The 23,937-nt window shown below is 67.8% G+C and carries 21 protein-coding genes; 13 read left to right on the forward strand and 8 right to left on the reverse strand.

What is annotated here, in order from left to right; genetic code table 11:
- Nucleotides 1-77 precede the first annotated feature (77 nt).
- The 6 genes from GO615_RS15335 to GO615_RS15360 all read right to left on the reverse strand — a co-directional run bounded on the left by GO615_RS15335 (nucleotide 78) and on the right by GO615_RS15360 (nucleotide 6,361).
- The gene (locus GO615_RS15335; RefSeq protein ID WP_169129560.1) at nucleotides 78-1,001 is read right to left on the reverse strand and encodes a hydroxymethylglutaryl-CoA lyase; all 924 of its coding nucleotides are present in this window, start codon (nucleotides 999-1,001) and stop codon (nucleotides 78-80) included.
- A gap of 16 nt (nucleotides 1,002-1,017) precedes the next feature.
- The gene (locus tag GO615_RS15340; protein ID WP_169129562.1) at nucleotides 1,018-1,809 is read right to left on the reverse strand and encodes an enoyl-CoA hydratase/isomerase family protein; all 792 of its coding nucleotides are present in this window, start codon (nucleotides 1,807-1,809) and stop codon (nucleotides 1,018-1,020) included.
- 293 nt (nucleotides 1,810-2,102) lie between these two features.
- A complete protein-coding gene (locus GO615_RS15345) occupies nucleotides 2,103-3,236 on the reverse strand; it encodes an acyl-CoA dehydrogenase (protein WP_169129564.1) in 1,134 nt (377 codons plus the stop codon).
- Nucleotides 3,237-4,427: an acetyl-CoA C-acetyltransferase gene (locus tag GO615_RS15350; protein ID WP_169129566.1), complete on the reverse strand. Its 1,191-nt coding sequence runs from the start codon at nucleotides 4,425-4,427 to the stop codon at nucleotides 3,237-3,239.
- Nucleotides 4,428-4,459: 32 nt separating this feature from the next.
- A complete protein-coding gene (can, locus tag GO615_RS15355) occupies nucleotides 4,460-5,599 on the reverse strand; it encodes a carbonate dehydratase (RefSeq protein ID WP_169129568.1) in 1,140 nt (379 codons plus the stop codon).
- 324 nt (nucleotides 5,600-5,923) lie between these two features.
- Nucleotides 5,924-6,361: a MerR family transcriptional regulator gene (locus GO615_RS15360; protein ID WP_169129570.1), complete on the reverse strand. Its 438-nt coding sequence runs from the start codon at nucleotides 6,359-6,361 to the stop codon at nucleotides 5,924-5,926.
- 137 nt (nucleotides 6,362-6,498) lie between these two features.
- On the opposite strand from GO615_RS15360, the gene GO615_RS15365 reads away from it, so the two are divergent.
- The 3 genes from GO615_RS15365 to GO615_RS15375 all read left to right on the forward strand — a co-directional run bounded on the left by GO615_RS15365 (nucleotide 6,499) and on the right by GO615_RS15375 (nucleotide 9,961).
- A complete protein-coding gene (locus GO615_RS15365; protein ID WP_211167143.1) occupies nucleotides 6,499-7,527 on the forward strand; it encodes an MBL fold metallo-hydrolase in 1,029 nt (342 codons plus the stop codon).
- 20 nt (nucleotides 7,528-7,547) lie between these two features.
- Entirely contained in the window at nucleotides 7,548-9,371 is a 1,824-nt protein-coding gene (locus GO615_RS15370) for a PHA/PHB synthase family protein (protein WP_169129572.1), read from the forward strand.
- 98 nt (nucleotides 9,372-9,469) lie between these two features.
- On the forward strand, nucleotides 9,470-9,961 hold the full coding sequence (locus tag GO615_RS15375; RefSeq protein ID WP_211167144.1) for a putative toxin-antitoxin system toxin component, PIN family: 492 nt from the start codon (nucleotides 9,470-9,472) through the stop codon (nucleotides 9,959-9,961).
- Nucleotides 9,962-10,133: 172 nt separating this feature from the next.
- On the opposite strand, the gene GO615_RS15380 is transcribed toward GO615_RS15375, so the two are convergent.
- Complete coding sequence (locus GO615_RS15380) at nucleotides 10,134-10,967, reverse strand: helical backbone metal receptor (RefSeq protein WP_169129574.1); 834 nt, start codon at nucleotides 10,965-10,967, stop codon at nucleotides 10,134-10,136.
- A 182-nt stretch (nucleotides 10,968-11,149) separates the two neighbouring features.
- On the opposite strand from GO615_RS15380, the gene GO615_RS15385 reads away from it, so the two are divergent.
- From GO615_RS15385 to GO615_RS15425, 9 genes are all read left to right on the forward strand, one after another.
- The gene (locus GO615_RS15385; RefSeq protein WP_169129576.1) at nucleotides 11,150-13,066 is read left to right on the forward strand and encodes a KUP/HAK/KT family potassium transporter; all 1,917 of its coding nucleotides are present in this window, start codon (nucleotides 11,150-11,152) and stop codon (nucleotides 13,064-13,066) included.
- A gap of 39 nt (nucleotides 13,067-13,105) precedes the next feature.
- Nucleotides 13,106-13,567, forward strand: coding sequence for an HMA2 domain-containing protein (locus GO615_RS15390; protein WP_169129578.1), 462 nt, complete (start codon nucleotides 13,106-13,108; stop codon nucleotides 13,565-13,567).
- A gap of 44 nt (nucleotides 13,568-13,611) precedes the next feature.
- Nucleotides 13,612-13,947 carry a cation transporter gene (locus GO615_RS15395; protein ID WP_169129580.1) on the forward strand — a complete coding sequence of 112 codons (336 nt, stop codon included), beginning with the start codon at nucleotides 13,612-13,614 and terminating at the stop codon, nucleotides 13,945-13,947.
- Nucleotides 13,940-14,635 (forward strand): ferritin family protein, encoded by a 696-nt coding sequence (locus GO615_RS15400; protein ID WP_169129582.1) that lies wholly within the window; start codon nucleotides 13,940-13,942, stop codon nucleotides 14,633-14,635. Before GO615_RS15395 ends, GO615_RS15400 begins: the two co-directional genes overlap by 8 nt.
- A gap of 1 nt (nucleotide 14,636) precedes the next feature.
- The gene (locus tag GO615_RS15405) at nucleotides 14,637-15,041 is read left to right on the forward strand and encodes a hypothetical protein (RefSeq protein ID WP_246262311.1); all 405 of its coding nucleotides are present in this window, start codon (nucleotides 14,637-14,639) and stop codon (nucleotides 15,039-15,041) included.
- The gene (locus GO615_RS15410) at nucleotides 15,041-15,400 is read left to right on the forward strand and encodes a hypothetical protein (protein ID WP_211167146.1); all 360 of its coding nucleotides are present in this window, start codon (nucleotides 15,041-15,043) and stop codon (nucleotides 15,398-15,400) included. The genes GO615_RS15405 and GO615_RS15410 overlap by 1 nt, the downstream gene beginning before the upstream one ends.
- Nucleotides 15,366-15,734 (forward strand): YtxH domain-containing protein, encoded by a 369-nt coding sequence (locus tag GO615_RS15415; protein WP_169129584.1) that lies wholly within the window; start codon nucleotides 15,366-15,368, stop codon nucleotides 15,732-15,734. The genes GO615_RS15410 and GO615_RS15415 overlap by 35 nt, the downstream gene beginning before the upstream one ends.
- Complete coding sequence (locus GO615_RS15420) at nucleotides 15,731-17,818, forward strand: heavy metal translocating P-type ATPase (RefSeq protein WP_169129586.1); 2,088 nt, start codon at nucleotides 15,731-15,733, stop codon at nucleotides 17,816-17,818. Before GO615_RS15415 ends, GO615_RS15420 begins: the two co-directional genes overlap by 4 nt.
- Nucleotides 17,819-17,986: 168 nt before the next feature.
- Complete coding sequence (locus GO615_RS15425) at nucleotides 17,987-19,078, forward strand: glycoside hydrolase family 2 TIM barrel-domain containing protein (RefSeq protein ID WP_169129614.1); 1,092 nt, start codon at nucleotides 17,987-17,989, stop codon at nucleotides 19,076-19,078.
- A 143-nt stretch (nucleotides 19,079-19,221) separates the two neighbouring features.
- On the opposite strand, the gene GO615_RS15430 is transcribed toward GO615_RS15425, so the two are convergent.
- Nucleotides 19,222-21,129, reverse strand: a complete 1,908-nt coding sequence (locus GO615_RS15430; RefSeq protein WP_169129588.1) for a peptidase U32 family protein — start codon at nucleotides 21,127-21,129, stop codon at nucleotides 19,222-19,224.
- A gap of 279 nt (nucleotides 21,130-21,408) precedes the next feature.
- Between GO615_RS15430 and GO615_RS15435 the strand changes: the two genes are divergently transcribed.
- On the forward strand, nucleotides 21,409-23,937 hold a 2,529-nt coding region (locus GO615_RS15435), incomplete at its 3' end, for a retention module-containing protein (protein WP_169129598.1).

The following is a 23,937-nucleotide window of genomic DNA, read 5'->3' on the forward strand; positions in this document are numbered from 1 at the left end:
TTCGCCCTGAGGGCTTCGACCGGCCTGTCCTGAGCGAAGTCGAAGGGTTCAGCCCGAACGGTATTCAGTTCCCGTGTTCAAGCGGCGCAGGCCGCCTTCCCCCGCTTCGCGAGCACGGCGCGGGCCACGCGCGAGGCCGGTTCGCGACCGAGCACACCGCTGATCCATGCGGCGATGTCGACCAGGCGGTCGAGGTCGATGCCGGTGTCGATGCCCAGCCCGTTCAGCAGCCACACGACATCCTCGGTGGCGACGTTGCCGGACGCGCCCGCCGCATAGGGGCAGCCGCCTAGCCCGCCGACCGAGGCGTCGAACACCGCCACGCCCATCTCGAGCGACGCGTAGACGTTCGCGGCCGCCATGCCGTAGGTGTCGTGATAGTGGCCGGCGAGGCGCTCGACCGGCACGCGCCTGATCACCGCTTCGAGCATGCGCGAGATGTTCGCCGGGTTGCCGCTGCCGATGGTGTCGCCCAGCGACACCTCGTAGCAGCCCATCTCCATCAGCGTCGCGGCGACCTCGGCGACCTTCTCCGGCACAACCGGTCCCTCATAGGGACAACCTGCAACGCAGGAGACGTAGCCGCGCACCTTCACCCCCGCCGCGCGCGCGGCCTCGGTGACGGGACGGAAGCGCTCCAGCGACTCGGCGATCGAGCAGTTGATGTTCTTCTGGCTGAAGGACTCGGACGCCGCGCCGAACACCGCGACCTCGTCGGCGCCCGCCGCGAGCGCGGCCTCGAAGCCTTTCAGGTTGGGCGTCAGCACCGGGTAGGCGACACCGGGACGGCGCGCGATGCGCGCCATCACCTCTGCATTGTCGCCCATCTGCGGCACCCACTTGGGCGACACGAAGGAAGTCGCCTCGATCGCGGTCAGGCCGGCATCGGCCAGCCGCGCGATCAGTTCGACCTTGGTTTCGGTCGTGACGATCTGCTTCTCGTTCTGCAGCCCGTCGCGCGGGCCGACGTCGACGATGCGTACGCTTTGCGGCAGTTGCATGATGTCCCCCTCGCCCCTACTGCACCGGCACCCACGCCGCCGGACGCTTCGACAGGAAGGCGTCGAGCCCCTCCTTCGCTTCCGGCGTCGCGCGCAGGCTGGAGATGCGGCGCGCGGTGTCCTCGACGAGCTCATCCGACACCGGCCGGTTCGCGACCGCGCGGATCAGGTCCTTCGCCGCGGCCTGCGATTTCGGGCCGCCCTGCAGCAGGGCCGTCACGATCTCGCTGACCTTTGCATCCAGTTCCTCGGCCGCGACGACCTCGTGCGCGAGGCCGATCTCGCCGGCGCGCCGGGCGGAGATGCGCTCGGCGGTCTGGAAGTAGCGATACGACTGCCGCTCGCCGATGGCGCGGAGCACGTAGGGGCTGATCGCCGAGGGGATGATGCCGAACTTGACCTCGGAGGTCGCGAACACCGCCTTGTCGGAGGCGACGCAGATGTCGCACGCCGACGCGAGCCCCATGCCGCCGCCCAGCGCCGCGCCCTGCACCCGCGCGATCGTCGGCTTGTCCATCTCCGACAGCGTGCGCAGCATGCCGGCGAGCTTGCGCGCGTCGGCGAGGTTCTCCTCGACGCTCGCCTCGCCGGCGGCCTTCATCCAGTTGAGATCGGCGCCGGCCGAGAAACTCTTGCCGCGGCCGGCGAGCACGACGACACGCACCGCATCGTCGGCGTCGAGCTGGCGGCAGGCTGAGGTGATGTCCGCGATGAGCTGCGCGTTGAACGCGTTGTGCACGTCCGGACGGTTCATCCACACGGTCGCGACGCCTTGTTCGACGACGATTTCGAGGGTTTCGTAGTTCAATTTCGTCTCCTGCCTTCCATCGCCGGGGCTCTTGGCGGCCCCGGTCGGGTGTGAATAAAAGGATCCCGCGGGACACCGGAGGCATCTAGAGGGAGGCTGCAGGGAGAACACCCCCGGCGCCTGCACCCGCAGGATCGGGAAACACCTGTTGCTTGACGGTGCCGGCGACCAGAGCGGTTTACCGACCCGTGTCCCCATCGTAGGGCGGGAGGAGCGGAGCGCATCCCGCCACCCGGAACAATGGCATGGCGGGATTCGCCTTCTGCTGCTCCCGCCCTACAGCAACTTGCTGCTCAAACCGCGAGCGAGCGCCCGATCACCAGGCGCTGGATGTCGCTCGCGCCTTCGTAGATCTGGCACACGCGCACGTCGCGGTAGATGCGCTCGACCGGGAAATCGCTGACGTAGCCGTAGCCGCCGTGGATCTGGATCGCGTCGGAGCACACCTTCTCGGCCATCTCCGAGGCGAAGAGCTTCGCCATCGAGGCTTCCTTGAGGCAGGGGCGGCCGGCATCCTTGAGCGTCGCGGCGTGCCACACGAGCTGGCGCGCGGCTTCGAGCTGGGTCGCCATGTCGGCGAGGCGGAAGTTCACCGCCTGGTGCTCGAAGATCGGCTTGCCGAAAGTCTCGCGCTCGTGTGCGTACTTCACCGCCGCTTCCAGCGCCGCACGCGCCATGCCGAGGCACTGCGCGGCGATGCCGATGCGGCCCGCCTCGAGGTTCGACAGCGCGATCTTGTAGCCCTCGCCTTCGGCGCCGAGCAGCGCGCCGGCCGGCACGCGGCAGTTCTCGAACAGGATCTGCGCGGTGTCGGAGGCCTTCTGGCCCATCTTCTCCTCGATGCGCGCGACGATGTAGCCCGGCGTGTTCGTGGGCATGAGGAAGCACGAAATGCCCTTCTTGCCGGCGGTCTTGTCGGTCACCGCGAACACGATCGCCACGTCCGCCTCGCGGCCCGTCGTGATGAACTGCTTGACGCCGTTGATGACCCACGAGTCGCCGTCCTTCACGGCAGTGGTCTTCAGTGCGGAAGCGTCCGAGCCGACGTGCGGCTCGGTCAGGCAGAAGCAGCCGAGCTTCTCGCCGCGCGCGAGCGGCTTCAGCCACTCTTCCTTCTGCGCGTCGTTGCCGTAGCGGTTCGGGATGCCGCAGGCGAGCGAGTTCTGCACGCTGACGATGGTCGAGGTTGCGCCGTCGCCGGCCGCGATCTCCTCCAGCGCCAGCACCAGGCTCACGTAGTCCATCCCCGCGCCACCCCACTGCTCGGGCACGACCATGCCCAGCGCGCCGAGCTCGGCGAGCTCGTTCAAGGCCTCGCGCGGGAAGGTGTGGTTGCGGTCCCACTCGGCGGCGAAGGGGGCCAGGCGCTCCTGCGCGAAGGCGCGCAGGGAGTCGCGGATCATTTCCTGTTCTTGCGTGAGGATCATTTACGCGAGCTCCACCGCAACTGCCGTCGCTTCGCCGCCACCAATGCACAGGCTCGCGACACCGCGCTTCTTGCCGTACTTCTGCAGCGCGCCGAGCAGCGTGACGAGGATGCGCGCGCCCGAGGCGCCGATCGGATGGCCCAGCGCGCAGGCGCCGCCATGCACGTTCACCTTGTCGTGCGGCAGGTCCAGTTCCTTCATCGCCGCCATCGTGACGACCGCGAAGGCTTCATTGATCTCCCACAGGTCGACCTGGTCCTTCGTCCAGCCGGCCTTCGCCAGCACCTTCTGCATCGCGCCCACCGGGGCGGTCGTGAACCAGGCCGGTTCCTGCGCGTGCGTCGCGTGCCCGACGATGGTCGCGAGCGGCTTCAGGCCCAGCTTGTCGGCGGTCGAGCGGCGCATCATCAGGAGTGCCGCGGCGCCATCCGAGATCGAGCTGGAGTTTGCGGCAGTCACGGTGCCGTCCTTGGCGAACGCGGGCTTGAGGCCCGCGATCTTGTCGATCTGCGCCTTGGGCGGCTGCTCGTCCTTGTCGATGACGACATCGCCCTTGCGGCCCGACACGGTCACCGGCGCGATTTCCCACGCGAAGCTGCCGTCCTTGATCGCATTCTGCGCGCGCGTCGTGGACGCGATCGCAAACTCGTCCTGGGCGCTGCGCGTGAAGCTGAAGTGGCTCGCGCAGTCCTCGGCGAAGGTCCCCATCAGGCGGCCCTTGGTCTCCTTCTTGTAGCTGTCCTCGAGGCCGTCGTAGAACATGTGGTCGAGCAGCTGGCCGTGGCCAAGGCGATAGCCGGCGCGCGCCTTGGGCAGCATATAGGGGGCGTTCGACATCGACTCCATGCCGCCCGCGACCATCACGTCGTTGGAGCCGGCAACGAGCAGGTCGTGCGCGAGCATGACGGACTTCATGCCCGAGCCGCACACCTTGCTCACCGTCGTGCAGCCGGCGGCCAACGGCAGACCCGCGCCGAGCGCCGCCTGGCGGGCCGGCGCCTGGCCGACGCCGGCGGGCAGCACGCACCCCATCAGCACTTCCTGCACCTGCTCTGGAGAGATCCCGGCGCGCTCGACGGCGGCCTTGATCGCGACGGCGCCGAGCTGGGGACCGGTCAGGCCGGACAGCTCGCCCTGGAAGCCGCCCATGGGGGTGCGCGCGGCGGAAACGATAACGACGGGATCACTCATGCTTCTCTCCTAACTATCGACAAATCCGGCTCTCAGGCCAGTGAATCAAGCGCCGCGACGTAGCGCGGCATCAGGTCTTCCGGACGATGCACGTTGAGACCGAGATCCCGCATCAACCCGTCCTTCAGTCCGTAAATCCAGGCATGCACGGTCAACGGCTGCCCGCGCCGCCAGGCGTCCTGCACGACCACGCTCTGGCACACGTTGACGACCTGTTCCAGCGCGTTCAATTCACACAGGCGGTCGTGAGCCTGCTCGAGCGGCAGGTCGTCGACGCGTTTGCGGTGCTTCACGCGCACGTCCTGCACATGGCGCAGCCACAGGTCGACCAGGCCGACGCGCGAGCGCTCGAGCGCGGCCTTCACGCCGCCGCAGCCGTAGTGCCCGACCACCATGATGTGCTTCACCTTCAGCACGTCGACGGCGTACTGCATCACCGACAGGCAGTTGAGATCGGTATGCACGACGACGTTCGCGACGTTGCGATGCACGAACACCTCGCCCGGCAGCAGGCCGATGATCTGGTTCGCCGGCACGCGCGAATCCGAGCAGCCGATCCACAGGTATTCGGGCGCCTGCAGCGTCGACAGCTTCTCGAAGAAGGTGGCATCGACCTGACGCATCTGCTGCGCCCAGGCGCGGTTGTAGTCGAAGAGGTGAAACAGGTTGTCGCTCGCGACCTCCTCCTCCGACCAGTTTTCGAGGTCCAGCGAAAGGAAGATCGTGCCTTCGAGCGGCGTCGGGTAATACGCGGGTGCTTCCTTGAAGCCCATTTCGCGGTACAGCTTCACGGCGATGCGCATCGCCGGCAGCGTGTCGAGCAGGATGCGGCGGTAGCCGAGATCCTTCGCGGCGCGGATCGCCGCGAGCACCAGATCGCGACCGATGCCCAGGCCTCGGACGGCCGGCTCGACATACAGCCGCTTCATCTCGCACACGCCTTCCGAGAACCGCCGCAGCCCCACGCAACCGGCCGGCTGACCTTCGTGCTCGGCGTAGAACAGTCGCCCCTCGGGCGGCGAATACGTGCCAGGCAGCGAGGCCATCTCGTCGCCGAACCCCTGAAAGCACAGGTCCACGCCCAGCCATGCCGCGTAGTTGCGGAAGAACTGGCGCACGTGGTCCAGTTCGACCTTGTCGTCAGCACTCAGTATGCGAAGCTTCGCTGCCATCCTCACTCCCAGGAACAGTCGCAGGCGGAAGCCCTTGCGAGCCGCCGCGGGTTATCGTCGCACGACGGGGCCATGCCCCGTCACTAACCCGCCATGCTGCCACAGTCCGCCCCCCGCCACCCGTACGGCGCTTTTCTTGTGGGAGCGGCTTCAGCCGCGAATTTGCGCCTGACCAACCCGGGCCGGTCGATTCGCGGCTGAAGCCGCTCCCACAGTCTCATCCCGCCAGCCTCATGCTCTGGCGGACGTCAACCGTCCTCTCACCCGCCCAGCCGTTCCTGCCACCATTACGTTTACGTCAACGTAAACTAACCGTCAAAAAAATCAAGTCCCGGCGCGCATGCGGCGAACGACTGCGGCGCGCTCCTCGGCCGCACGGGAGGTATCGTGGCCGAGCAGTTCGGAGCACTGCTGCTCCAGCGACTCGATCTCGCCCAGCACCGCCTCGATGTCCTCGCGCTGCTGTTCGAGCGCCGCCCGCCGGTCGGCGAGCACGACGAGGAAGCGCAGCAGCTGGGGCGCCGCGTTGCGCACGCCGCCGTGCATCTCGATCAGCTCCTTGATCTCGGCGAGCGACAGGCCCAGGCGCTTGCCGCGCAGCGTGAGCTTGAGGCGGGTGCGGTCGGACTTCGAGTAAACCCGGGTGCGGCCGACACGCGACGGCTTCAGCAGGCCCTGGTCCTCGTAGAAGCGGATCGCGCGCGGAGTCACGTCGAATTCCCGCGCGAGTTCCGTGATTGTGTAGGTTTGTTCGCTTGCCATTGGCCGACCGATCGAAGTAAAACCGGTCCGAAGCGGGCGCGTTGCGTGGCCACCAGCCCGGACAGGGCGAAAAAGTTAATCAGAATTCAGGGGTTTGGGCAATGCTCGATTGCTCCCCCGCCAACGGAGACGGTCAGATGACGACAAGCGGAGAACTGCAGTACCCCTTCGACGACACCCCTGGAGCGGGCGAAGTGAAGCAGGTCGCACCCGGCGTGGGCTGGGTGCGCATGCCGCTGCCCTTCGCGCTCAACCACATCAACCTGTGGACGCTGGACGACGGCGAGGCACTCGCCGTCGTCGACACCGGCTTCGGCCTCGACGCGGTGCGCGACAGCTGGAACGCCATCCTCGACCACGACCGGCGCCCGCTGTCGCGCGTCCTCGTCACCCACAGCCATCCCGACCACCTCGGCCTCGCCGCCTGGCTCGCCGAGCGCGACGGCGCGCCGGTGCAGATGACGCAGGGCGAGTTCTTCAACGGCCACGCGATCTGGAACCAGATCGCCGGCAACGCCGTCGACGAGATGGTCGCGCACTTCGCCGCCCACGGCCTCGACCCCGAGCGCCAGGGTGCGCTGCGCGAACGCGGCAATTCCTACCGCAAGGGGGTCCCGGCCCTGCCGAAGTCCTACCAGCGCATCTTCGACGGCGACGTGCTGCGCATCGGCGCGCACGACTGGCGGGTGATCGTCGGCTTCGGCCATTCCCCCGAGCACGCGAGCCTGTATTGCGAGTCGCTCGGAGTGCTCATTTCGGGCGATATGCTGCTACCGCGCATCTCGACAAACATCAGCGTTTACGCCCTCACTCCGGAAGACGACCTGCTCGGCTGGTTTCTCGAATCATTAAACCGCTTCAAGGACTTGCCCGACGATACGCTCGTGCTACCATCACACGGGCATCCGTTCCGCGGTATCCGTGCGCGCATCGAACAACTCAATGTGCACCACCGTGAACGCTGCGATGCACTATTGGACGTGATCAAGACCCCCCGCAGCGCAGGGGAACTGCTATCGACGCTGTTCCCCCGTGAGTTGGACACCCATCAGGTCATGTTCGCCATGGGAGAGGCGATTGCACACCTCAACTACCTCGTCGCGCGCGGCGAGGTGCGCAAGGTGGGCGACCGGACAGGCATCATCCGATTCGAAAAAACAGCTTGAAAACAGGAGCAAGACAAGAAATGGCCGCACCAACACCCGAGACCGTGTTCGCCGACCTGCCCGACCCCAAGGAAGTCGCGAAAACCTATGCCGAGGTCGCCCAGCGCGCCTCGCACCTCATCAGCGAACACGTCCAGCGCCAGCTTAAGCGGGGCGTCTCGACCCCCAGCGACGAACTCGGCATCGCGCAGGCCTTCATGGACATGATGGCCAAGCTGCTGGCCAACCCGTACAAGCTGGCGCAGTCGCAGATGAACCTGGTGTGGGACTACTTCTCGCTGTGGCAGCACTCCATGCTGCGCGTGATGGGCATGCACGGCGCACCGATCGCCGAGCCGGAAAAGACCGACAAGCGCTTCAAGGACGAGCAGTGGGAAGAGCATTTCCTGTTCGACTTCATCAAGCAGTCCTACCTGATCGCCGCGCGCCACGTGCATGACACCGTGTGCTGCGTCGACGGCCTCGACGAGCAGACGCAGAAGAAGGTCAACTTCTACACGCGCCAGTACATCGACGCGCTGTCGCCGTCGAACTTCGCGCTGACCAACCCGGAAGTGTTCCGCGAGACGGTCAAGAACAACGGCCAGAACCTGATCAAGGGCCTCAACAACCTGCTGCGCGACATGGAAGACGGCGGCGGCCAGCTGCGCGTGCGCATGACCGACACCAGCGCCTTCGAGCTGGGCAAGAATGTCGGCACGACGCCGGGCAAGGTCGTGTTCCAGACGGACATGATGCAGCTGATCCAGTACACGCCGACGACGCAGAAGGCCTACAAGCGGCCGCTGCTGATCGTGCCGCCGTGGATCAACAAGTTCTACATCCTCGACCTGCGCGAGAAGAACTCCTACGTGAAGTGGTGCGTGGACCAGGGCCACACGGTGTTCGTGATCTCGTGGGTGAACCCGGACGAGCGCCTCGCCGACAAGACCTTCGAGTCCTACGTGCTGGAAGGCATCGTCGCGGCGCTGGACGCGATCGAGAAGCAGACCGGCGAGAAGGAAGTGAACGCCTGCGGCTACTGCCTGGGCGGCACCCTGCTGGCGACCACGCTCGCCTACCTCGCGGGCAAGAAGCAGAAGCGCATCGCCGCGGCGACCTTCTTCACGACCATGACCGACTTCGCCGAGCCGGGCGAACTGGGCGTGTTCATCGACGAGCAGCAGGTCTCCAGCCTCGAGAAGAAGATGTTCGAGCGCGGCTACCTCGAAGGCGCCGAGATGGCGGGCACCTTCAACATGATGCGTGCCAACGACCTGATCTGGTCCTTCGTCGTCAATAACTACCTGATGGGCAAGGATCCCTTCCCGTTCGACCTGCTGTACTGGAACTCCGACTCCACGCGCATGCCGGCGAAGATGCACAGCTTCTACCTGCGCGCGATGTACATGGAGAACCGCCTCGTGCAGCCGGGCGGCATCGAGATCGACGGCGTGCCGATCGACCTCGGCAAGATCAAGGTCCCCTGCTACTTCATCTCGACGCTGGAAGACCACATCGCACCGTGGAAGAGCACCTACGTCGGCGCGACGAACTTCGGCGGTCCCGTGCGCTTCGTGCTGGGCGGCTCCGGCCACATCGCCGGCATCGTCAACCCGCCGGTTGCGAACAAGTACGGCTACTGGCTGAACCCGGCCGCGAAGCTGGCCGACACCGCAGACAAGTGGTTCGAAGGCGCCGAACACCAGCAGGGCTCGTGGTGGACCGACTGGCAGGCGTGGGTCACCGCCCACGATTCGGAGCAGGTCGATGCCCGCGATCCGGCCAAGGGCAAGCTGAAGGCGATCGAGGACGCCCCGGGCTCCTACGTCAAGATCCGTCTCGACGCCAAGGAAGCTGCCTGATCCCCGCCTGATTCGCATCCGGTGGCAATGAACGCGAGGGGGCCCGGCCCCCTCGCTGTCGTTTACACCCGGCCAACCGCTCCCATCGCCCGCGCCCAATGATCTTCACGCTGCCCCATCCGTCCGCCTTGCGCCTCGTGCTCGACACCAACACCGTGATGGCGCTGTGGGCGTTCGAGGATCCGAAGCTCGCATCCTTGCGTGCGCTGATCGAAGGCGGCGCGCCGCGGCTGCTCGCCAATGCGCTGACGCTGGAAGAGCTGCGGCGGGTGCTGGCCTATCGCCAGTTCGCAATTGCGCCGGAGCGCCAGGACGCCATCCTCGCCGCCTACCGGTCCCGCGTCGCCGTGATGTCCGCCCCCGAAGCTGCGGATGTCCCCGCCCTGCCCGCATGCCGCGACGCCGACGACCAGAAATTCCTCGAGCTCGCGCGCGACAGCGGCGCGACGCATCTCGTCAGCCGCGACAAGCTGCTGCTGAAGCTCAACCGCCACCGGCTCGTGCGTCCACTTTTTGCAATACTGACGCCGGAAGCTCTCGACTCCAGCCTGACTGCCGCCGCCGATTCCGCCTCGCCGTCGGGAGGGTAAGCGGAAGACGCTTCACCGTTCCGCCCGGCGCGAACGGGGGGAGCGGCTTCAGCCGCGAAGATGCGGTGTCGCTGGCTGCACGGCCCATTCGCGGCTGAAGCCGCTCCCACATCACCGCTCCCACATCACCGCTCCCACATCGCTGCTCCCACATCGCTGGTCTCACATGGCGTCAAGCCACGCCGGCCAAGGCGCGCCGCAGCGCTGCAAGGTAACGCAAGCCCGCCGCGGCACGGCTGCCGTACCACGACGCCATCTCGCCGTCGATCATCGCCACCGCTCGCCGCGACAGCGCAGCGACTTCGGCGAGGTGCCGCTCGCGGAAACGGTAGGGCTCGCTCGACAGGAACACGCGCGCGACGCCCGCCATCCATGGCACCTGCCAGTCGATCTCCGGATAGCGCTGGCCGGCATCAGCGGGCAGCGTGTCCCAGCCCACCTCGGCCAGGGTCGCGGAGATGTAGGTGTCGCGCGCGACGCTCATCCACGGCTCGCGCCAGATGAGATACAGGACCTCCTCGCGCGGCAGCTCCCGTGCGACGCCCTGCGCCTCGGCCAGCGCCGTCCCGAGTTCGGCCGCGAGCCGCGCGGCGCGGTCGGCACAATGGAAGATTCCGCCGAAGAGGCGATACAGGTCGAGATTGTCCGCCGGCGCGCAGGGATGCGTGACGATCACGTTGGGCACGAAGGCCGCCAGTTCCTCCACCGTCTCGCGCCGGTTTTCGTCTACATTGACGATCAGATGGGTCGGCGCGAGCGCCCGCACGACATCCATCTTCACGTCCTTCGTGCCGCCGACCTTGGGGATGGGCTTCAGGACGTCCCGCGGATGCACGCAGAAGCCCGTGCGCCCCACCAGGCGATCGGCGAGCCCGAGATCGCACACGAGCTCGGTCAGCGAGGGCACGAGCGACACGATGCGCAGCTCGCCGGCGGCCGGCCGGTGCTCGGTACCGAGGGCGTCGCGCAGGGGCGCGGCGGCAGCAGGCGAGAGGGAAGTTTTCATCGACACGGTGACTGAACGGAAATCGCTCGCAATTGTAGGACAGGCGCGGCAAACACGGAGCGCGCGGTCGATGCGCACGTCCTAGCGGGGATTTTCCGCGCGGAATGTGACGCATTTTTCCCTGTTTCGGGATGTTGCATTGCAGTATGCTTTGCCCCCCAACAGAACATCCAGGGGTCGTCGTGCACTCCTCAGACCGTGCGGAACACCCGACCGATGCACCCGTCGCCCACGCCCCGCAGCACGCCGGGCTGGCCGGGCTCGCCGTTGCCGCGATCGGCGTCGTCTATGGCGACATCGGCACCAGCCCGCTCTATACGCTGAAGGAAGTGTTCAACGGCCCGCATGCCGTGCCGGTGACCCCGGCGAACGTGTACGGGATCCTGTCGCTGGTGTTCTGGGCGCTGATGCTGGTGGTGTCGGCGAAATACGTGGTCTTCATCACGCGGGCCGACAACCGCGGCGAGGGCGGCATCATGGCCCTGACCTCGCTGGCGCTGCGCGTCGTCCCCGAAGGCCGCAAGGCCTGGGTGCTGTCGTCGCTGGGCGTATTCGGCGCGGCGCTGTTCTACGGCGACGGCATGATCACGCCGGCGATCTCGGTGCTGTCCGCGGTCGAAGGCCTGGAAGTCGCGACACCGGCCTTCGCCCCCTACGTGCTGCCGATCGCACTGGTGGTGCTGGTGGGCCTGTTCATGATGCAGCGCCACGGCACCCACAAGGTCGGCGCGATCTTCGGGCCGGTGATGGTGTGCTGGTTCCTCCTCCTTGCGGTACTCGGCATCTCCGGGATCCGCCTGCACCCGGAAATCCTCGGTGCGATCAATCCGGCGTGGGCGCTGGGATTCCTCGCCGAAAACCCGCTGCTGGGCTGGCTCGGCCTGGGCGCGGTGGTGCTGGCGATCACCGGCGGCGAGGCGCTGTACGCAGACATGGGCCACTTCGGCCGCCGTCCGATCAAGCTCGCGTGGTTCACGGTGGTGTTCCCGGCGCTGTACCTGAACTACCTCGGCCAGGGCGCGCTGATCCTCGACCATCCGGACAACGTGCGCAACCCCTTCTACCTGCTGGTGCCCGACGAGCTGGTGTATCCCATGGTCGGCATGGCGACGCTGGCGACCATCATCGCCAGCCAGGCGGTGATCTCGGGCGCCTACTCGCTGACCCGCCAGGCCATGCAGCTCGGCTACGCGCCGCGGATGCGCACGATCTTCACGTCCGCGCGCGAAATGGGCCAGATCTACGTGCCGAGCATCAACTGGATGCTGCTCGGCGCGGTGATCGCGCTGGTCGTCGGCTTCCGCTCGTCGAGCGCGCTGGCCTCGGCCTACGGCATCGCCGTGACGATGACGATGATGATCGACACGGTGCTCGCTTTCGTCGTCGTGCGCGCGCTGTGGGGCTGGGGCCCGCTCAAGGCCGGCCTCTTCCTCGCCGTGTTCCTCGCCGTCGATATCGCGTTCTTCTCCGCGACCACGGTGAAGATCCTCGCCGGCGGCTGGTTCCCGCTGCTGATCGGGGCGGTGATCTTCACCTTCCTGACGACCTGGAAGCGCGGCCGCGCGATGCTCAACAACCGCATCCGCACGGACACGATCCCGCTCGACCTCTTCATCCATTCGATGTTCACCAGCCCGCCGCCGCGCGTCGCGGGTACCGCGGTGTTCCTGACCACCTGGCTCGACGCCGTGCCGCGCGCGCTGCTGCACAACATCCTGCACAACAAGGTGCTGCACGAACGTGTGGTGCTGCTGAAGGTGCACACCGCGGACGTGTCCCACGTGGCGGAAAAGGACCGCATCGAGCTCGAGGAGGTCGACTACGGCTTCTACCGCCTGCGCCTGACCTTCGGCTTCATGGACGACCCCGACATCCCGGCGGAACTGGCACGCTGCGCCGGGCACGGACTGGCCTTCGAGACCATGGAGACCTCGTTCTTCCTCGGCCGCGAGACCATCGTCCGGCGCATGGGTTCGGGTATGGCACGGTGGCGCGAGCGGCTCTTCATCGTCATGTTCCGCAATGCCGGCAGCGCAGCCGACTACTTCCACCTGCCGCCCAACCGCGTGGTGGAACTGGGTACCCAGGTCGAGCTATGATGCGGAATATCGGACATCCAGCAATGAGGGCGCGCCAGCATGAACCGCATCGCCTCGGCCGTGCCCGGCCGCATACGGATCAGGGATAGCCGCCTGCGCGACAGCGCGCGGCATGCCGCGCTGGGCGCGACGCTGGCCGCACTCGACGGTGCCGGCCAGATCGAAGGCAATTTGCTCACCGGCAGCTTCCTGCTGCGCTACGACGCGGCGCGCGTCGCGCCCGCGGTCATGGAGGCCCGGGTTGCGGCTGCCGTCGCCACCGCACTCGACCCGCAGCAGGTTGCGGCGCAGGACGCAGCGCTCGCACGTCGCACCCCGCGGCGCTGGCAACGCGACCGCCGCCTCAACACCTGGGCGAAATACGGCATGCTCGGTAGCCTGGGCATCTCGCTGGCGCTGGCCGCGGCCGGCAGCAAGAAGGCCCATGCGGCGACCGGGGGACTGTTCCTCGGCCTGCTCGGCATCCACATGGCGGTACACCGTCGTCATCTTTTCAAATAGGCGCAATCCCGCCGCCATTCCCGGATCGCTCCACACACCATTCCATGGATGCCTTCGAGCAACTGCAACGCTTCTCGCGCAATCTGCGCATCGCCCACCACATCCCGGGGCGCATCCGCCTCAAGCTCGAGGCCGATCTCGACCAGGGCCAGATGGACGCGATCGGGGACGCGAAACGCTTCGGCCAGGCGCTCGACGACATCCCCGGGATCCGCTCGGTGAAGCTCAACCTGCTCGCGCGATCGTGCACCGTCGAATACGACACCGGAGCGATTCCGGCTGCCGCCTGGCCGGACCTCCTTGGCGGCGTGCGTTCGCCCGCGGCCGAGACCCTGCTCGACATCCTCGTCGCGAAACACCGCGAGGTGACCGGTGCCTAATTACGACGAGGCGATCCTGCGCGGCCGGCGCATCGCGCGCAAGGCGCCGTTCCCGCCGGTGCACCAGGCGCTGCGCATCGCCCTGTACGACGAATTCGCCGCCCGCGCCTTCTTCCGCAAGGCGGTCGAGGCCTATGGGCCGCGCGAGCCCTTCGCCGCGAGCCTGAAGGCGGCCGAGGCGCGCATCGCGACGCTCGGGCGGCTGTGTCGGCGCTACGGCGTCGCCGGCCCGCAGGATCCCTTCCCGCAGGAAACGAGCCTCGCGCCGGGCTGGCGGGCGAACTGCGAGCGCGCCCTCGCCGGGACGCTGGGACGCCTGCACCTTTACGAGACGCTGATCGCGCGCACCGACGCCGCCCTGCGCAAGCCCCTGCGCCGCCTGCAGGCCGAGGACGCGCGGCAGCTGCAGGTATGGCACGAGGCGGTCGCGGAGGCGCTGCGCCTCGAACAGCTCCACGCACAAGGCGGCGTGGCACCCGAGGAGGCGCACATGGAACACGGGCTGATCGGCGACTTCCTCGAAAAGACCTTCTCGATGCTCAGCGGACAGCATGCCGCCATCGGCGTCGTCGGCCCGCTGCTGGGCAAACTCAACCCTGCCCTGCTGGCCGGCATCGCGGCCGGCGGCGCGGGCGTCCTGCTTGCCCGCGGCAAGCTCAATTTCACTCACGACGGAAAGGAGGGATGAGATGTATCCCGTGCTTCCATTCGCAATCGGCGCCATGGTCGGCGCCGCGGCCGTACGGCTGCTGAAGACGGTCAACCTGCGCGGCGGCCTGGACAAGGCGCAGGAGAAACTGCGCGACGCGACGATCACGAGCCTCGACGCGATCGAACACTCGTCCGCGGGCCTGAAGGCCAAGCTGGCAGCAGCGCCTGAGCCGGCCGAAGCCGCACCCGCCGAAGCGCCCCCCACGCGCAAGGCCGCGCCGCGCCGCCGCAGCAGCCCTGCGGCCGGCGCGGCCAAGCCGGCGGCTCCTGCCAAACCGGCCGCCAAGGCTGCGAAGTCTGCCGACGCGGCCCCAGCACGCCCGCGCACGCGCAAGAAAGCCGCGGCGCCGGTTCCGCCTGGCGACACCGGAGACTCCGCCTGATGCGACCGGCGCACAAGTTTCCGGTCAAGCTGAAGACCGGCGAGATGCCGGCGAATTTCGTCCGCGGCTTCGTCGCCACCGGCCTGCTCGCGGCCCTGCAGGAACCGGCGGGGCGCGCCACGCCCACCGCCGGCCGGACGGTGCTGAAACAGGCCTTGCAGGGCGGCACCGCGCTGGCGGCCGGCTGTGCCGCGGCCGATGCCTGGCAGCGGCAGGATCTCCGCGGCGTGCTCATGGCCGTCGCGGGCGGCGCGGCGGGCCTGGCAGCGATCGACTACCTGGCGCGCAAATCCGCGCGCCGCAACGGAAAAAGGGAGAAGCTCCTTGGGCAAGAAGAAACACAAGAAAGCGCGGCATGACGACTACGCCGCCGGCTACGCGCCGGGCGGCTGGGGCGCCGGCTACGGCATGCCCGCCGGCGGCCAGGGCGGCCCCATGGGCCACGGCTTCGACGAAGGCCTGCTGAAGGCGATGCCCGGTCTGCTCAAATCGCGCCAGTACGACCAGTTCCTGCTCGGCGCCGCAATCGGCGCGGCCGCGGCCTATGTGCTGAGCGACGAGGAACTGCGTGGCAAGTTGCTGAAGATGGGCATGAAGCTGTACGCGGGCGTGCTCGGCGGCGTCGAGGAGTTCAAGGAACAGATGGCCGACCTGAAGGCCGAAGTCGAGGCGGAGCAGCACGGCGGCGCATGAGCGGAGGCTCGTGGTTCCGCTCGCTGACGGTCGCGCACCGCACGCGCGGGCGGGTGCGCTTCCGCTTCGCGTGCATGCCCGGCACGCCTGCGACACCGCTGGCGATCGAGCGTGCGGCGGAGAACGTCCCGGGCGTTCATGAGGCGCGGGTCAATCCGCGTGCGCAATCGCTGGTTGTGACGTTCGACGCTGCGGCGACCGACGTCGATACGCTGCAGCGCGCCGTCGCGGCACTGACGCCCCCCGGCACGCGGGCCATGCCCGCGAAGGCCGCCACGGATGAAGGTGGCGCCGGGCCGCTGGTGGCGAGCCTCGCCACGCTGCTGGGCACACCCTACCTGCCCGCATCGGTGCAGCTACCCGTGACGCTGGGCGCCGCGGCACCGCTCATCAAGCACGCCCTCGACGACTACCGCGACAACGGCATTTCCTCGCACGTGCTCGAGGCGATGGCGGTGTCGATCTCGCTCGCACGCGGCGATTTCAGTGCCGCCAACACGACCACCTTCATGCTCGCGCTCGGGGAGTACCTCGAGGACTCGATCGCGCGGCGCTCGGACGATCTCCTCAAGCACTTGCTGCGCCCGTCGAGCGACGAGATCTGGGTGGTGCGCGACGGCCAGGAGGTGCTCGTCCCGGCGGCGGAGGTGAGCGTCGGCGACACCGTCGTCGTCGGCACCGGCGCCGTGATCCCGGTCGATGGCACCGTGCTCGGCGGCGAAGGGACGGTGAACGAGGCGGCGATGACCGGCGAGAGCGTCGCGGCCGTGAAGGGGCGCGGCGACGCGGTACTGTCGGGCACGTTGATCGAGGAGGGCCGGCTGCAGATCTACGCCGAGCAGGTCGGCGCGCGCACCGCGGCGGCACGCATCGCCGACTACGTCGAGCAGTCGCTCACGGCGAAGAGCGAGGCGCAGCTCGGCGCGGCGCGCCTGGCGGATCGCCTCGTGCCCATCGTGCTCGGGCTGGCGGGCTCCACCTACCTGCTGTCGCGCGACTGGCGCCGCGCGGCCGCGGTGCTGCAGGCCGACTACTCGTGCGCGCTGAAACTGGCGACGCCGGTGGCGTTCAAGTCGGCGATGTACCGCGCCGGGCGCACCGGCATCCTCGTCAAGGGCGCGAGCGCGCTGGAGCGACTGGCCGAGGCCGACACCTTCGTCTTCGACAAGACGGGAACGCTCACGGCCGGCCGGCTCGCCGTCACCGACTCGGTGACCTTCGACCGCAGCTTCTCCGCCGACGACCTGATCTGCCTCGCCGCGTCGGTCGAGGAACACTACTTCCACCCCCTCGCGCTGGCAGTCGTCGCGGCGGCGAAGGAGATCTCGGGCAAGCACTTCGACCACCAGGAGGTGCAGTTCATCGTCGCGCACGGCGTGGCCAGCGTGATCGACGGCCGGCGCATCGTCGTCGGCTCGCGCCACTTCATCGAGGACGACGAGAAGATCGATGTCTCCACGCACACGGAAACAATCGACCGCCTGTACCGCGAAGGCAAGACGCTGCTCTACATCGGCTTCGGCGGCAAGCTGCTGGGTGTGCTGGCGCTGAAGGACGAAGTGCGGGCCAACGCCGCGGCGACCATCACGCGACTGCGACAGCTCGGCGCGCGCCGCATCCTGATGCTGACCGGCGACCACCACGACCGCGCCGCCGAACTCGCGGCGGAGCTGGGCCTCGACGCCTTCCACGCCGAGCTGCTGCCCGAGCAGAAGGCGCACATCGTCGAGGAGCTGGGCCGGCAGGGGGCGCGCATCGCCTTCGTCGGCGACGGCATCAACGACGCCCCTGCGCTCGCCGGTGCGCACGTCGGCGTCGCGATGCAGAAAGGTGCCGACATCGCGCGCCTGACCGCGGACGTCGCACTGCTGGAGGACGACATCGGCTGCGTCGCCGACGCCAAGGCGCTGGCACAGGCGACCATGACGCGCATCCGCAACAACTACCGCCTCACCGTCGGGCTCAACACCGCGATCCTCGGCGCCGCCGCGATCGGCGTGCTGTCGCCGGTGACCACCGCGATGCTGCACAACGGCAGCACGATCGCGATCCTGCTCAATGCGCTGCGCGGCAGGGCGGGCTGAGGCGCCGGATCGCAGGTGAACACGCCCTCCGGCGGAAAATCGCCGATCCTGCCCAAGCTGCACCGCCTGCTCGCGATCGGGCTCACGCTGCTATGTCTCGGCGTACAGCCGGTCCGCGCGCAGCCCGCGACGGAGCAATGGCAGGGCGCGGCCTTCGAGGGCGACCGCATGGCGCTGGAGAGGCTCGCAGCGGCCGGTGCGCGCGTCGTGCGCGTGTATCGCGAATCGGACGCGTGGGTGCTGGACGCCGCGCAGGCGCTCGGGCTCAAGGTGGTGATGGGGCTATGGGTCGGGCACCCGCGCCACGGCTTCGATCTCAACGACGCGAATGCCGTGCAGGCGCAGGAACAGGCGATCCGCTCCTTCGTCACCCGCCACCGCGGCCACCCCGCGCTGCTCGCCTGGGGTGTCGGCAACGAGGTCGAGACCGGCGCAGCCGACCCCTTGCCGGCATGGCGCGAAGTGGACCGGCTCGCAGGCATCGTCAGGGCGCTCGACCCCGCCCACCCGACCATGATGGTCGTCGCAGACACCGGCATGGCGCAGTTGCGCGCGCTCGCCGGCTGCTGCCCGAACGTCGAGCTGCTGGGCATCAACGTCTATGCCGGCGCGGTGTTCGACCTGCCGCAGCGCCTGCGCGAGGCCGGCATTACGAAACCGGTCGTCGTCAGCGAACTGGGGCCGCTCGGCCAGTGGCAGGCCGGCAGGAAGCCGTGGGGAGCGCCGGTCGAGCCGACCAGCAGCGAGAAGGCCGTCTTCTTCCGCGACGCGCTCGCCTTTCTGCGCGGGCAACCGCAGATCGCCGGCGTCTTCCCTTTCCTGTGGGGCGCGAAGCAGGAGCAGACGTCAACATGGCACGGGCTGCTGCTCGCGGACGGCAGTCTCACGGCAATGACCGACGCGCTGGCGCAGGCCTGGGGCAAGCCGGTCGGCGAAGCGGCGCCGGCGATTCGCGGCATCGGCATCGCGGCCGACGTGTTCGCACCGGGGGCGGAGATCTCCGCGGGCGTCGATGCCGTCGCCTTCGACGGCTCGCCGCTGCAGGTCGAGTGGAACGTGTTCGCCGAGGCGATCGACCTGCGCAAGGGCGGCGACACGGAAGCCGCGCCGCCACGCATCGAGGTTCGCCTGCTGCACGCGGACGCGACGAGCGTGCGCTTCCTTGCCCCGCAGCCGCCGGGCGCCTACCGGCTCTTCATCACGCTGCGCGACCGCAAGGGCAGGGCAGCGACCGCCAACCTGCCCTTCCTCGTGCGCTGAGCCTCGTGTTCCGCCTGGCGATGCAATACCGTTCGGGCTGAGCCTGTCGAAGCCCTGCCGTAATCCCGCCCTTCGACAAGCTCTGGGCGAACGGCGGATTTGATCGGGCATTGCAATGGCTCCGGTGCGCTTACACGCCGCGCTCAGCCAGCCACCTTCGCTTGCGCGCCCTTGCCGCCGACGCGCCGGCCGACCACGTGCATCTCGCACGCCTTGCAGTCGAAGCGCAGCGTCAGCGGCTCGCGCACGACGCGCTCGCCGTCCGTGCGCTCCTGCCACAAGGTCATCGGATCGGGGCGGATGCCCTTCACCTGCTTCGGGCACAGGTTGAAGCTGTAGCGCAGGCAGTGCTTGGTGATCATCAATGACACGAGTCCGTCCTCGTGGTTCGCCTCGAAGGCGTCGGCGATCAGCTCGACGCCGTGCTTGCGGTAGAACTCGCGAGCACGGGCGTTGAAGACGTTGCCGAGATAGTTCAGCGAGGTGTCCGGGTAGCGTGCCGGCGGATCGACCGGCAGCGCACGCGGCGGACGCTGCCACGCCACCGTGCGGGCCTCGACGAGCGCCTCCACCGCGGCGCGGCGCAGCGCGTTGAGCTGCCCGACCGGCACGAACCAGGGCTGCGCGGTGTCGATGGCCACCTCGTCCGCAGCGGCAATGAACATCGTGCCGCCGAGCTTCGCGAGGCTGTCGCGCAGGGTCGCCCGGGCGCGCTCCGGGTCGCGCGCTTCGGCCTTGTCGCAGGCGAGCGTGGCCGTCGCCGACACACCCGTCTCATCGGTGATCGTCAACGCCAAGCCGTCCGCCGCATCGGCCAGACGCAGTCGCACCCGCACGCGACGTTCGGCCGATTTGCCGGCAAGCTGTTTCTCGAACGCATGATCGACGTTGCGGTACAGCGTCGCACCGCTCACGAGCCCCTGCGGCAGGTCGACGAGCTGGATCCGGTCGCCATCGACGCGGTTGACGCGCGCCCCCTGCAGCTCCCCGGCGGCGTTGAACCACGCCAACCCGTCGCCGTTGGCGAGCGGCTCGGCGGCATCGACGGTGACGAAGCGCCCGCTCACGCCCAGCACGCGACCAACCGGGGCGCCGACGAACTTGGGTGACTCGAAGGACTCGATGTCGCCGTGCCGGCCATTGACGAAATAGTCCGTGCTGCCGCGATTGAAGGTCTTGTCCGGACGCGGCGTGAAGGAGAAGGTCGAGCGGCCCGCCGAACTGCGCGCAAGCTCCGGCCGTCCCTCGAGGATGCGGTCGAGCTCATGGCGGTAGTGCGCGGTCACGTTCTTCACATAGGCCAGATCCTTCAGCCGCCCCTCGATCTTGAACGAGCGGATGCCGGCGTCGACCAGCGCCTCGAGGTTCGCCGTCTGGTCGTTGTCCTTGAGCGACAGCAGATGCCGCCGCTCGGCCACCGGTGTGCCGTCGGCATCCTTCAGCGACCACGGCAGGCGGCACATCTGCGCACACTCGCCGCGGTTCGCGCTGCGCCCGGTGAAGGCATGGCTGATCGTGCACTGGCCCGAATAGCTGACGCACAGCGCACCGTGGATGAAGAATTCCAGCGCGCAGCGCTCGCGGTCCGTGGCGTCGGCGACCGCACGGATCTGCCGCAGGTCGAGTTCTCGCGCCAGCACGATCTGCGAGAAGCCCACGTCCTGCAGGAAGCGCGCCTTGGCCGGGGTGCGGATGTCGCACTGCGTGCTCGCGTGCAGCTGGATCGGCGGCAGATCCAGCTCCAGCAAGCCCATGTCCTGCACGATCAGCGCGTCCACGCCGGCCTCGTACGCTTGGACGACCACCCTGCGCGCGTCCTCCAGCTCGTCGTCGCGCAGGATCGTGTTGAGCGCAAGCAGCACGCGCGCCGAATAGCGGTGCGCGTGGGCGGCGAGCGCGGCGATGTCCGCCATGCTGTTGCCGGCCGAGGCGCGCGCGCCGAAGGACGGCCCGCCGATATACACGGCGTCGGCACCGTGCTCGATCGCGGCGACGCCGGATTCGAGGTTGCGGGCGGGAGCGAGGAGTTCGAGGGCGGAGGCGTGCGACATCGGGAAACCGGGCAAGTGCAAGTGGATGGAGCGTCCCGCGTGGGGCGGAGGCCCCGGAATGATAGGACTTTTTCCCCTCGCACCGTCACCGATCGCACGCTCCGCGAGCTCGCAACAGATCGTTACAAGTCGTGAATTCCTTCACACGAACGGCCTGCCCCCTGTACCTCCGGCCAATACCTTCCGGACCTCCCCGGCCCTATTCTGTTACCGAGTGTAAAAGGATTCCCGCGCAGCTGCCGCTCGGCGGCTTCGCCAGACGATCAGAGGAGCAGGAAAATGGCACAAGCGATTGCGGTAGTCGTGGCGGTCACCGGCAGGGCGTTCGCGCGCGACGTAAAAGGCAACCTGCGTCCGCTCAAGGCGGGTGACACGCTGCAGGAAGGCGAAGTGGTCATCACCATGGCCGGCGGCCAGGTCGAACTGGCGATGGCCGACGGGGCCCCGATGACGGTCACCGCGGATCAGGTCGTGACGCTCACCGCGGAAGTCTCCGCAACGAGCCGGCCGGGACGTGAAGACGCCCAAGTCTCGCAGGATACCGTCGACCAGGTGATCCAGGCTCTTGAGCAGGGCGGGAACCTCGACGACATCGAAGCCCCTGCGGCCGGCCTGGCCGGCGGCGGCGGCGGCGAAGGCAACAACTTCGTGCGCCTGCTGCGGATTTCCGAAGGGGTGAGCCCGCTCGAGTTCGAGTATGCCCAGGAAACGACCGCGCTCCTCGAGCCTGAAGAACCGGCACCGATCGCGGAGGAGCCTGAGCCCATTGGCACGACGATCACCCTCGGCGACGTCACGGTGTTCGAAGGCACGGGCACGGCTACGATCACCGCAACCGTCAGCAGCCCGGTGACTGGCAGCGACCTCGTCATCACACTGAGCAACGGCGCGATCATCGTCATCCCGGTCGGCTCCACCACCGGCACCTCGACGCCCTTCCCGATCCAGGGCGACGACCCCTATATCGACGGCGAAACCTTCCCGGTCTCGGTTGTGGACACCAGCGGTAGCGGCTTCAGCACGGTCACTCCGACCGGTCCGGCAACTGTGGTGGTGAACGATACTATCGATCAGACGAATTCGTCGCTCGACGTCAAGCTCACGGCCGAGCCAACTTTCACCGAAGACGGCACGATCCTCACCTATGTCGTCGAACTGAGCGCAGCCGTGCGTCCGGGCGATGATCCTGTGATCGTTAACTTTACCGACCTCGCCGGCAATCGGCAGACCATAGAGATCAGCAGCGGTACGACCAACTCGCTCGATGTTGAAATCCTCGAAGAGCAATTCGAGGACGTTTACAAGGAAGCGCCGGCCGACCTGCTCGTCGCGACCAACGTCACGCTCTCGGGAGGTTCCGACTTCGAGGCGCTCAATCCGCCTACGGTCGGAACGGTTCAGCTTGTTGATACGATCGACAAGACCGTCATCAATCTCACGGCCACAAACGAAGTATCCGAACTCGGAGGCGCGATCACGTACACGGCGAGCGTGATCAAAGAACCGCGTGAAACACCGCTTGAAATCACCTTGTCGAACGGCGCCAAAATTGTGATCCCCGTCGGTAGCTTTACAGGCTCGACGACTGTCACCCTCACGGAAGCAGACCTCGATGCGATCACCGGTGACACGGTGACGGTCGGCATCGCCAAAGCTGTGGGGGGAAATTACGAGGATTACGACACCACTGACGATGCCATCACTCGCATCGACCGGGTGATCGACGTCGAGGGCGATTCGCTGACGGTGAAGGAAGCGGATCTGGGCACCCCGGACGCCACGGTCAGCGGCAGCTTTGTCATCACCGCGCCTGACGGCGTCAGTTCACTGACGATCCAGAATCTGACCATTGGCGATATGCAGGTCATCGTCAATGGCGTCTTCACACCGGCGTCGGCCACGACTCCGCTCGGCAACAAGCTGTCCGTGACCGCCTTCGACCCGGCGACCGGTACCATCACCTACAGCTACACGCTCAACGCCGCCGAAACCCACACCCAGCCGGCCAACGATACGACGCTGACCGAACAATTCGGCGTCGTGGCAACCGACGGCGATCCGGTCGATCCGAATGTCGCGTCTTCGCTGCTGACGGTAACGATTGTGGATGACAAACCGGTGCTCACCCTCACTACTGACACGGCTACGATCACGGACACCGGCACCGTGCCAGTTGTCAATGACACCATCACCGACAACGTGAACTGGGGCGCCGACGGCTTCGGCAGCGCCACCACGTTCAGCGTCGGCGGGCAGAGCTTCGCTGCCGGCGCCACCGTCTACTGGGGCCAGGACGGCACCTTCCTCGGCGCCACCGCCACCGGTGCGGCCGCCTCGCTGCTGGTCAATGCCGACGGCTCCTACACCTACACCCTGCTCGACAACCTGCTGCTCGGCACCGACACCCAGGGCGAGCAGATCGACACCCTGGCCACCGTCTCCATCACCGGCAAGGATGCCGATGGCGACACCCAGGCCGTCAGCGTCACCCTCAAGGTCCAGGACGATGTGCCCGCCCTGCTCGCGGGCGAGGCCGGCGCCGACACGGTCACCGTCGAGGACGAGAAGGCCTCCGGCGGCATCGATGAAGCCGATGGCGGACTCGGTTCGGTCGACGGCTCCATCGTCAATAACGTGAACTGGGGCGCCGACGGCTTCGGCAGCGCCACCACGTTCAGCGTCGGCGGGCAGAGCTTCGCTGCCGGCGCCACCGTCTACTGGGGCCAGGACGGCACCTTCCTCGGCGCCACCGCCACCGGTGCGGCCGCCTCGCTGCTGGTCAATGCCGACGGCTCCTACACCTACACC

Origin of the sequence: Aromatoleum evansii (assembly GCF_012910805.1) — a bacterium.
Taxonomy (GTDB): Bacteria; Pseudomonadota; Gammaproteobacteria; order Burkholderiales; family Rhodocyclaceae; genus Aromatoleum; species Aromatoleum evansii.